Here is an 8,972-nt window from a genome sequence, read left to right on the forward strand (position 1 = left end):
TATAAATATTTTTATTATCCAAAAAAAGGAATAGACATAAGCTACAAAGGTTTCCTCACTTTTTTGGTTATTTTATTAGTTTATCATAAATGTTACTATTGGTTAACCGCAATGAAGACATCCTTTTTTGTTCGGGAACACTTGGACAGTATAACCATATATTGAGGTTAACAAATCCATTTCTAACTTTTCCTCGATATATGAGATTAATTGTTCTTCGTTTTCCCAGTTTCCCTTCCCTCTTAATTCCGTTGTTGTGATTTCCATATTATCCTTTTCCTTTGTTTCCAAAAAACATTCCACTTGAGTACCAAATAATTCACTTATCTGTTTCTTTACTTTATCCGATAATTCTAATCCTTTATTTTGTATAAAACATATCTCCATACGAAAATCGAACATTTCAATTCACCTTCTTTTTAAATAGTTCAAATTAGGTTATGTGGGTCCCCAAAAGTATCTGGACTTCTACAAGTTTGAGTCTTGTTCACTATTTGGGGTACAGCTTAAACATTCTTCTCTTTATGATAGATAAATAGTGCTATTGGGAATAATACCAGGTTTAAAACTGCATAGATAACTGTAGCTGTATAATCCTCATAATAATATTGATGAACTGCTTTTTGAGTAAATATAATATTTAAAAAGAGTACCGCACACAGTAAAATTACTCCACGATAACTACGTTTCATATCTTTTCACCCCTGTTGCAACGATTTTTCCGCCCTCCACTTGAACTGTAATTTCAGGGAGTGGTCTTCTAGGCGGTCCAGCTGTTGGTGAGCCTGTTTTTACATCAAAGAATCCATGATGACATGGACATACTAATTCACTTTTTTCCTTCTCCCAGAACACAGGACAACGTAGATGCGTACATGCATTTTGATATGCCCTATATTCATTATCTCCTAATCGAACCAGTAATGCTGAATCATGATCAGTTGGATATGCAAATTCGAATGCTTCACCAACTTTTAATTTGTTAACATCTATTATTTCTTTTTTTGCATATTTCTTTTCTCTTAAACCCATTAACTCTGTAGCAGCAATAGAACCCCATGGTAATGTAGAAACTGCAAATAACCCTGCAGCTCCAACCATGGTTTTCATAAAACCTCTTCGATCTAATTTCCGTTCATTATTTTTATTTATATTATGAGTATAATTATCTTCGTCAAAAGGGATTTTATTATTTTTATCCATTTTACTCACTCCCTAACGATTATTTGAATTTAGTATTCTAATGTTTAAGTTCACTAGAATTATACATAGGCTTTTGGAGCCCGAAAAGTATTCGGACTTTACAATTTTGAATTTTGTTCACTTTTTGGGGTAAATCAGAATAGCTTTTCTTTACCTTCTAAAATACCCGGCAAACTAACATGAACATTTGTTTTATTCTCAAGGTAAGGATCTTCCATACTCGCCATCATTCCGTTGCTTAAACGGAATTGACTTTTCTTCACCGCTAACTCTTCTTCTGTAACCCACTGTAAAGTATCTGTAGGACATACACTTGCGCACATAGGTGGAATTCCATCTTTCGTACGGTCTATACATAAATCACATTTATACATTAGATTTTGTTCAACATCAAATTTTGGAATTCCATAAGGACAAGCGATTGTACAATTCTGACACCCTAAGCATTTTTCCGTCATTGCTGATAAAACCGCTCCTGTTTCATGCACTTGAATCGCTTGAACAGGACAACTTCTTGCACAAGGTGGATTTTCACAATGCAAACACATCATTGGCATCGTTTGACGATCTACAAATGGATTTACATCGATAACATAGTTGCGGTTTCTTTCTTCATGTCCACCACACTGTGTACAAGCAGCAAGGCACGAACGACATCCAATACAGTTTTCCAACTCTATATATAAAACTTTTTTCATTTGTTCACACCTCACAATTTCTCAATTTGTGCCGCACATACTTTAAATTCTGGCATACGAGACATCGGATCTAGCGCAGCATTCGTTAATAGATTAATAGATTCTTTATGTCCAAAGTGATAAGGAACAAATACGGTATCCTTACGTATTGCCTCTGTTATTTTTACTTTATAAGTGGCTTCTCCACGTCTTGTGTATAAACGAATGAGTTCATCATGTTCAATTTGATACTTCACTGCTAATTCTGGATGGATTTCTACATAAGGCTCTGGACACATATCTTTTAAAAACGGGATTCTTCTCGTTTGATTACCAGATAAATAATGATACACAACTCTTCCTGTTGTTAGTCTTAACGGGTATATCTCATCTGGCTCTTCTGCTGGTGGTCTGTATGGAAGTGCACAAATTTTAGCTTTACCATCAGGATGATAGAATTTCTTATCTAAAAACATATGTGGTGTCCCATTCACATTTTCTTCATTACAAGGCCAAAACACACCATTTTGCTCCTCTATTTTCTCCCATGTAGCCCCCGAATAATCCGCATTTCCACCCTTAGTAGCTAATCTGAATTCATCTGCAATATCTTTCGCTGTTTTTAAATGTTCAAAATATTTTCCTTTTCCGTAACGTTTGGCAATTTCAATTTGTATTTCCCAATCAGTTTTACTCTCACCTATCGGTTTCTGCGCTTGATTAATTTTGATGATTCTTCCTTCTAAATTTGTAACCGTTCCTTCATCCTCTGACCAAGTCGTTGTAGGCAATACTACATCAGCAAATTCAGCAGATTCAGATAAGTAAAAATCAGAACATACCATGAAATCTAAGTTTTTCATTGCATTGCGTACAAAATTTAAATTTGGTGCAGAAACAGCTGGGTTTGAACATAATAAGTACATCCCACGAATTTCTTTTTTATCCATTAATTCAAATAATTCATAAGCAGAAACCCCAGGTCCAGGCATCTCTTCTGGCGTTATTCCCCACACTTCACAAACTTCTTTTACATGCTGTGGATTTGTAATTTTTCTATACCCTGGGAGTAGATCAGACTTCTGTCCATGTTCTCTTCCTCCCTGTCCGTTCCCTTGACCAGTAAATGTAGCAACACCTGCTTTTGGTCTTCCGATTTTACCAGTAACTAATGCCATGTTAATGTATGATGAAACATTATCTACACCTTTAGATTGTTGTTCAACACCTCTAGCAAACATGACAATCGCATTTGGTGCTTTACCATATATTTCAGCAGCTCTAATTAATTTTTCAGGACTCACACCTGTTATTTCGCTCGTGTATTCTGGGGTAAACAACTCTACTAATTCTTTTGTTTCTTCAAATCCATTTGTATGTTGATTAATAAATTCTTCATCAATGTGCCCGTTTTTAATCAATAAGTGGACCATACAATTCGCTAGTGCTAGATCTGTTCCTGGTCTTAAATCTAAATGAAGATCAGCTCGCCTTGCAATTGGTGTCTCACGAGGGTCAACTACGATTAGATATCCACCACGATTTTGTACTTCCCATACTCTATACATGGATGTTGGATGACATTCTGCTGTGTTACTCCCAGCAATAAATAAGCAGTCAGTTTGATGTAAATCTGTCCAAGGCAAACTTGAACCACGATCCACCCCTAGTGATCTTAATGAACCACCTGCAGCACTGGCCATACAGAACCGACCGTTATAATCAATATATTTTGTTTTTAAAGCGACTCTAGCAAATTTTCCTGTTAAGTAACATTTCTCATTTGTCATAGAAACACCACTAAAAACAGATACCGTGTCTTCCCCATACTCACCTTGTAAACTTTTAAAATTCTTTACAATAAGATCAAGAGCTTCTTCCCAACTTGCTTCTCGAAACCCCTCTTTCGTCCCTTTTTTAGAAGCATCATCGCGAATTAGTGGTTTTAAAAGGCGATCTTTATGATTAGTTTGTTGATACGCAGTGACTCCTTTTGGACACATTTTCCCTTCCGTTACAGGCCATTCATAACGAGGTTCAACACCGATGATTTTATTCGTTTTTGTATTTACGCGAAGATTCATCCCACACTGCATTCCACAATAACTACAGTGTGTTTTTATTAGCTCTTCATTTGGATGTATAACATTCTTCGGTACATCTTTTAATGCTTTATCCCCTAGCATCCTGATTCGCCTCCTTTGCTTTTGTTAAATGAGTTTTTACCCCACTAAATTTTGAAATTCGATAGTTTCTTCGACAAGGTAAACATAACTCAGCCAAGTGAAAACCCTCTTCTTTTTTAAATTGAATCTCATTTTGGTTTAATACACTTATCACATCATTAGATTGTTCAGTAGATACGAATTCATTGTTACAAACTTTACATTTTTTCATAGATTCCTTAGCATAATGCTCTCTATAGTTCTTGACATAAATACCTAGTGGACGCATTGGAATATGAGCTAGTTTACCAAACGGTAAATAAATTAATGTCACAATGACAGAAAATTGATGTACTAGCGATAATTCAGGCTGGAGAAAACCATGGAAAAACACATTACTCACGGTAAGTAATAATCCAGTAATACTCACAAAAAGAAGCATATATAAGGGCATAAAATCAAATATAACCGTTTGTTCAGCTCTAGCTTGCATATTTTTCAAACGTCTATAAATGGCCATACTCGCTCCCGTTATAACCATAATTGCGGTAATGTTTAAGGAGTTATAAAAGAGGAACGCTAAAAAACCATCCGCACTGATTGTCAACAAATTTAACCCCATAAAAACAACTGTATAAAATCCATTATCATCCATTGTAAAATACATCCAACCAAACACTAATGGGAATGTAACAAAACAAGATATAATCACTCCCCACCCCATCATCATATGTTGAAACCATCTATACAACCCACGGTTCCAAATGAAGCGTTGAAGTCCTATGTCATTTGTTGTTGTTTGTGCAGTTCGTTTACGAAAAACTAACTTTTTCCCCTTTTGAATCATTAGCTTCGCAGGTGGTCTTTCACTCCAACTTAAAAAACGATAAAATAATCCGAATAAAAATACTAAAGTACCAACCATGTATCCATATAAATTTAAATCCATATGTGTAAACATTCTAGAACCAACGTATGATAAAATGAAAAGAATTAGTATTGTAAAAAACATATTCATTGCATACCTAGAAGCAAATGCCCTTTGAATGGATGGTTGCGTTTGTTTCACCTCAGAATTCATTCATCTTAACCTCCTAACTTTCTATTTGTTTTATTTGTAATTGATTTCCGAATTGATTGAAATAAATCTCTATCTTCTTGTTTATTATAATTTTGAATCATGGAACCCAATTGTTCCGCTATGCTTTCTAATAATTCAATCGTTTGTTTATCAAAATCTCTTAAGATTCTGCTGCCTATCATCAATACTCCAGTAACAGCATTTTTTAAAGTAACAGGTACAGCGGCAACAGCTTCCAAACTTTCAGCGAGTAAAATTGGATATTCGCGTAAATCAATCAAACTTCTATCATATTGTGTATCAAATATAACTGGACGACCGTGTTTAATAACCTGACCAGCAATCCCTTTTCCTGGTCGAAGTCTGATTCGTTTATAACGATCATTTCGATTCCCAGAAACATATTTCCAGCGTATGATATATTCTTCTTTATCTAGAATAGCAAACCCTACAAAATCACTTGAGCTAAGTAAACGAATCCCTTCTAAATGCTTCTCAATTTCTGGTTGCAAGCTGCCCATTTGGAAAACCTCCTTTCTTTATTCATCCTTATCATGGAAAACATCTATATCTGGATATAAGTGGGGGCAATCAATCATTACCCTCACTTATATTTCATCTTAGATTATTTTTAATAAATCTGTTAAATCGTGGAATTCCCTTATCCTAACATTTAATTTCTGCATTTTTACGAGAATACCAATACCAAGTTACGAACAAACTAATTACATAGTATGCGATAAAGGCGTAAAGAGCTGCATTTGGAGTTCCAGTTGCGTCAATTGATGTACCAAAAGCTTTTGGTATAAAGAATGCACCGTATGCTGCAATTGCAGATGTGAAACCTAACACTGGGGCTGCTTCTTTAGGTTCAAATATCACTGGGATCATACGGAATGTAGAACCATTTGCTACTCCTGTAGTAATAAACAAGATCATAAACATAATGAAGAATCCCCAGAAATTATCGGCATTTAAGAAATATACAACACCGCCTGTAGCAATGATCATCACGATAACATCCCAGAAAGTAACACGTGCACCACCCAATTTATCAGCCAACCAACCTCCAACAGGACGAATCAGTGCTCCCACTAATGGTCCAAGGAATGCAAACTGTAGTGGATTTACTTCTGGAAATTGTGTTTTGATTAATAATGGAAATGCTGCGGAATAACCGATAAAAGAACCGAAACACATCGTATATAACCAGCTCATAATCCAAGTATGTTTTCTTTTAAAAACGACAGCCTGTTCTTTAAAAGAAGCTTGAGCTGAAGCTAAATTGTTCATTCCAAAAAAGGCTGCGATACAAGTAATTAGGATAGGTATAACCCAAACATATGCCGCATTTTGCATCCATACTTCTCTTGTACCACTATCTGTTACCATTGTTTGAGAAGCGCCACCAAAAACACCAAACATGCTTAAGCCTATAACTACAGGAACTAAAAATTGAACAACACTTACACCTAAATTACCTAAACCTGCGTTTAATCCTAAGGCTGCTCCCTTAACCTCTTTTGGATAAAAGAAACTAATATTCGCCATTGAGGAAGCAAAATTACCTCCTCCAAATCCACATAGTGCTGATAATATTGCCATTTCCATAAAAGATGTTGATGGATCCTGAACAGCTAATCCTATACCAATAGCTGGTATGAGTAGAGAAGCAGTTGTGATTATCGTCCAATTTCTACCACCGAATATTGGAACCATAAAGCTATAAAACACTCTCAATGTTGCTCCGACTAAACCAGGTAAAGCTGCTAATGTAAATAACTGATTGTCAGTAAAATTAAACCCGATACTATTTAAGTTAACTGCAACTGCCGACCAAACCATCCAAACACAAAACGCTAACAATAAAGCAGGAATTGATATCCATAGGTTTCTAGTCGCTACTTTCTTCCCTGTCTGTGTCCAAAATGTTTTATCTTCTGGTTCCCATTTTTTGATTAAACTTTGCATCCTAATCTCCTCCAGATCTTATATAAAAGAAAGAATTAATTTATGTCTTAATTGTAATTGTGATGGGATTAATTGTAACTCCGGGAACTCCCTAATAAGTGGGGAAAAAAACCCCTATTTAATATCAAAAGTTGATTATTAAATTTATGGAGACGATAAATGACAAAAACTATCTTAATATATTTCATAAAAACGGAGAAATGAAACGTTTAATCATGTTTCATTCTCGGTTTCTTTTAAATTATAAATGAAAAAATATAATGCACTCTTTCTATTTCAGAGACTAGTAATGATTTCAACTAAAAATCGCATATTCTGTCATCAGTTACATCTCACAAAAGCAAGATTAAGTCTTTAAATTTGTAAAAAACTAAATTCTTTTAATTACTAACGAAACATTTTACAGTTTATTTTCGTACATTTATATATAAAGGGGGCAATACAGATGAAAAAAATATGGTTAGTTTTTATGTTAGGTATGGTATCAGCACTACTGGTGTCTTGTAGTTCTTCTGAGAAATTTCCTAACACTGAGAACTCAGTTGAATATGATATGGAGGTGCCAGCAGAGGAAGCAGCTTTTTCAAATGAATCCACAATTGAACATAATCAAGTAGAAGCTGCATCAGAAGGACAAACTTCAGAAAGAATGATTATTTATAATGCTCACTTGTCCATCAAAGTAGAAGATTATTTACAAACTCAACAAAAGATCGAGCAAATTTTATTAGAAATGAATGGATATATCGTAAATTCATCTGTTAATCGTCACTCAGAAGAAAACATAAGAGCAGAGCTAGATGTAAGAATACCCCAAGAACAATTCACGATCTTCTTAGATGAAGTAGAAACTTTAAGTCTTAAAGTAAATAATCGAAACATAACTGGAACGGATGTAACAGAGGAATATGTAGACCTAGAAGCTCGTTTAAAATCTAAATCAGTTGTTGAGGAAAGACTATTAGGGTTTATGGAGAATGCAGATAAAACGGAGGACCTATTAAAAATATCTGAAGATTTATCTCAAATCCAAGAGGAGATTGAACGGATTAAAGGAAGAATGATTTATTTACAAAATCACAGCGCCTTAGCAAGTGTATCCATTTCAATAAATGAGGAAAAAATAATCGTTCCTGAATTAAATAACGAAGAGTTAAATGTATGGACCAAAACAAAAGAACAATTTGTTAACTCACTAAATGGACTCATATACTTTTTCTCTAATTTATTTATTTTCCTAATCGGGAATTCTCCTGTATTTATAATATTATCATTAATCATAATAGGAATCTTATTTATCATTCGCAGATATAGAAATAAGGAGAATGTAATGGAATCAAATTCCATCGATAAAGATAATAAAAAGCCATAAGCTTCTTTGCTCTAAGTTACAATTCACAGATTTTATTAGATTAGAAAATTTGTACTGAGAAAACTTTACATATCTTAATTTTTAAAAATAGAGGAAATAGAGGGTCTTATTACAGTTGTTTCATAAATAAGGCTAAAAGTTTCCTCTATTTTAGTATAATAATATAATAATTTCAAAGGAAATCATTTTACCTTATTTTATCTATTAAAAATAATTTCAACACTGTGATGTCTTACACAACGATGGTTTTTTTTTCAACAAACACTCTGGTTTCTTCATCCATTGGTTCAATTGCATAAAAAAAAGAACTTCCAGTTCTTTTTAATGGCGGAGCTGACGGGATTCGAACCCGCGATCTCCTGCGTGACAGGCAGGCATGTTAGGCCTCTACACCACAGCTCCATATGTAATTGGTTGCGGGGGCAGGATTTGAACCTACGACCTTCGGGTTATGAGCCCGACGAGCTACCAGACTGCTCCACCCCGCGTCATTATGTATAGTG

The 8,972-nt window shown here is 34.6% G+C and carries 9 protein-coding genes and 2 tRNA genes; 1 reads left to right on the plus strand and 10 read right to left on the minus strand.

All coding sequences use genetic code 11. The features are described 5' to 3' along the window. Positions 1 to 102 precede the first annotated feature (102 nt). The 8 genes from Q5Y73_RS15990 to Q5Y73_RS16025 all read right to left on the minus strand — a co-directional run bounded on the left by Q5Y73_RS15990 (position 103) and on the right by Q5Y73_RS16025 (position 7,097). The gene (locus tag Q5Y73_RS15990; RefSeq protein ID WP_305992918.1) at positions 103 to 402 is read right to left on the minus strand and encodes a hypothetical protein; all 300 of its coding nucleotides are present in this window, start codon (positions 400 to 402) and stop codon (positions 103 to 105) included. Between the two features lie 104 nt (positions 403 to 506). Next, positions 507 to 692, minus strand: coding sequence for a hypothetical protein (locus tag Q5Y73_RS15995; RefSeq protein WP_305992919.1), 186 nt, complete (start codon positions 690 to 692; stop codon positions 507 to 509). After that, positions 682 to 1,203 (minus strand): Rieske (2Fe-2S) protein, encoded by a 522-nt coding sequence (locus Q5Y73_RS16000; protein WP_305992920.1) that lies wholly within the window; start codon positions 1,201 to 1,203, stop codon positions 682 to 684. The genes Q5Y73_RS15995 and Q5Y73_RS16000 overlap by 11 nt, the downstream gene beginning before the upstream one ends. A gap of 134 nt (positions 1,204 to 1,337) precedes the next feature. Next, the gene (locus Q5Y73_RS16005; protein ID WP_305992921.1) at positions 1,338 to 1,901 is read right to left on the minus strand and encodes a 4Fe-4S dicluster domain-containing protein; all 564 of its coding nucleotides are present in this window, start codon (positions 1,899 to 1,901) and stop codon (positions 1,338 to 1,340) included. Between the two features lie 11 nt (positions 1,902 to 1,912). Further along, positions 1,913 to 4,066: a molybdopterin oxidoreductase family protein gene (locus Q5Y73_RS16010; protein ID WP_305992922.1), complete on the minus strand. Its 2,154-nt coding sequence runs from the start codon at positions 4,064 to 4,066 to the stop codon at positions 1,913 to 1,915. Then, a complete protein-coding gene (locus Q5Y73_RS16015; protein ID WP_371320223.1) occupies positions 4,053 to 5,093 on the minus strand; it encodes a hypothetical protein in 1,041 nt (346 codons plus the stop codon). Before Q5Y73_RS16015 ends, Q5Y73_RS16010 begins: the two co-directional genes overlap by 14 nt. Positions 5,094 to 5,131: 38 nt before the next feature. Next, positions 5,132 to 5,647, minus strand: coding sequence for a GAF domain-containing protein (locus Q5Y73_RS16020; protein ID WP_305992924.1), 516 nt, complete (start codon positions 5,645 to 5,647; stop codon positions 5,132 to 5,134). A 145-nt stretch (positions 5,648 to 5,792) separates the two neighbouring features. Further along, on the minus strand, positions 5,793 to 7,097 hold the full coding sequence (locus tag Q5Y73_RS16025) for a NarK family nitrate/nitrite MFS transporter (RefSeq protein WP_305992925.1): 1,305 nt from the start codon (positions 7,095 to 7,097) through the stop codon (positions 5,793 to 5,795). Between the two features lie 445 nt (positions 7,098 to 7,542). Here Q5Y73_RS16025 and Q5Y73_RS16030 point away from each other — a divergent pair, with 445 nt between their 5' ends. Continuing rightward, positions 7,543 to 8,469, plus strand: a complete 927-nt coding sequence (locus Q5Y73_RS16030) for a DUF4349 domain-containing protein (protein ID WP_305992926.1) — start codon at positions 7,543 to 7,545, stop codon at positions 8,467 to 8,469. A gap of 325 nt (positions 8,470 to 8,794) precedes the next feature. Here Q5Y73_RS16030 and Q5Y73_RS16035 read toward each other — a convergent pair. Continuing rightward, a tRNA-Asp gene (locus Q5Y73_RS16035) sits at positions 8,795 to 8,871 on the minus strand. 9 nt (positions 8,872 to 8,880) lie between these two features. After that, positions 8,881 to 8,957: transfer RNA gene (locus tag Q5Y73_RS16040), tRNA-Met, on the minus strand. Positions 8,958 to 8,972 lie beyond the last annotated feature (15 nt).

Source organism: Chengkuizengella axinellae (assembly GCF_030730905.1).
Classification (GTDB): Bacteria; Bacillota; Bacilli; order Paenibacillales; family KCTC-33759; genus Chengkuizengella; species Chengkuizengella axinellae.

Bases quoted from the DNA above. Each gene is read 5' to 3' on its own strand.
- Q5Y73_RS16025 (WP_305992925.1), bottom strand. From the start codon at position 7,097: ATGCAAAGTTTAATCAAAAAATGGGAACCAGAAGATAAAACATTTTGG.
- Q5Y73_RS16000 (WP_305992920.1), bottom strand. From the start codon at position 1,203: ATGGATAAAAATAATAAAATCCCTTTTGACGAAGATAATTATACTCAT.
- Q5Y73_RS16005 (WP_305992921.1), bottom strand. From the start codon at position 1,901: ATGAAAAAAGTTTTATATATAGAGTTGGAAAACTGTATTGGATGTCGT.
- Q5Y73_RS16020 (WP_305992924.1), bottom strand. From the start codon at position 5,647: ATGGGCAGCTTGCAACCAGAAATTGAGAAGCATTTAGAAGGGATTCGT.
- Q5Y73_RS16030 (WP_305992926.1), top strand. From the start codon at position 7,543: ATGAAAAAAATATGGTTAGTTTTTATGTTAGGTATGGTATCAGCACTA.
- Q5Y73_RS15995 (WP_305992919.1), bottom strand. From the start codon at position 692: ATGAAACGTAGTTATCGTGGAGTAATTTTACTGTGTGCGGTACTCTTT.
- Q5Y73_RS15990 (WP_305992918.1), bottom strand. From the start codon at position 402: ATGTTCGATTTTCGTATGGAGATATGTTTTATACAAAATAAAGGATTA.
- Q5Y73_RS16010 (WP_305992922.1), bottom strand. From the start codon at position 4,066: ATGCTAGGGGATAAAGCATTAAAAGATGTACCGAAGAATGTTATACAT.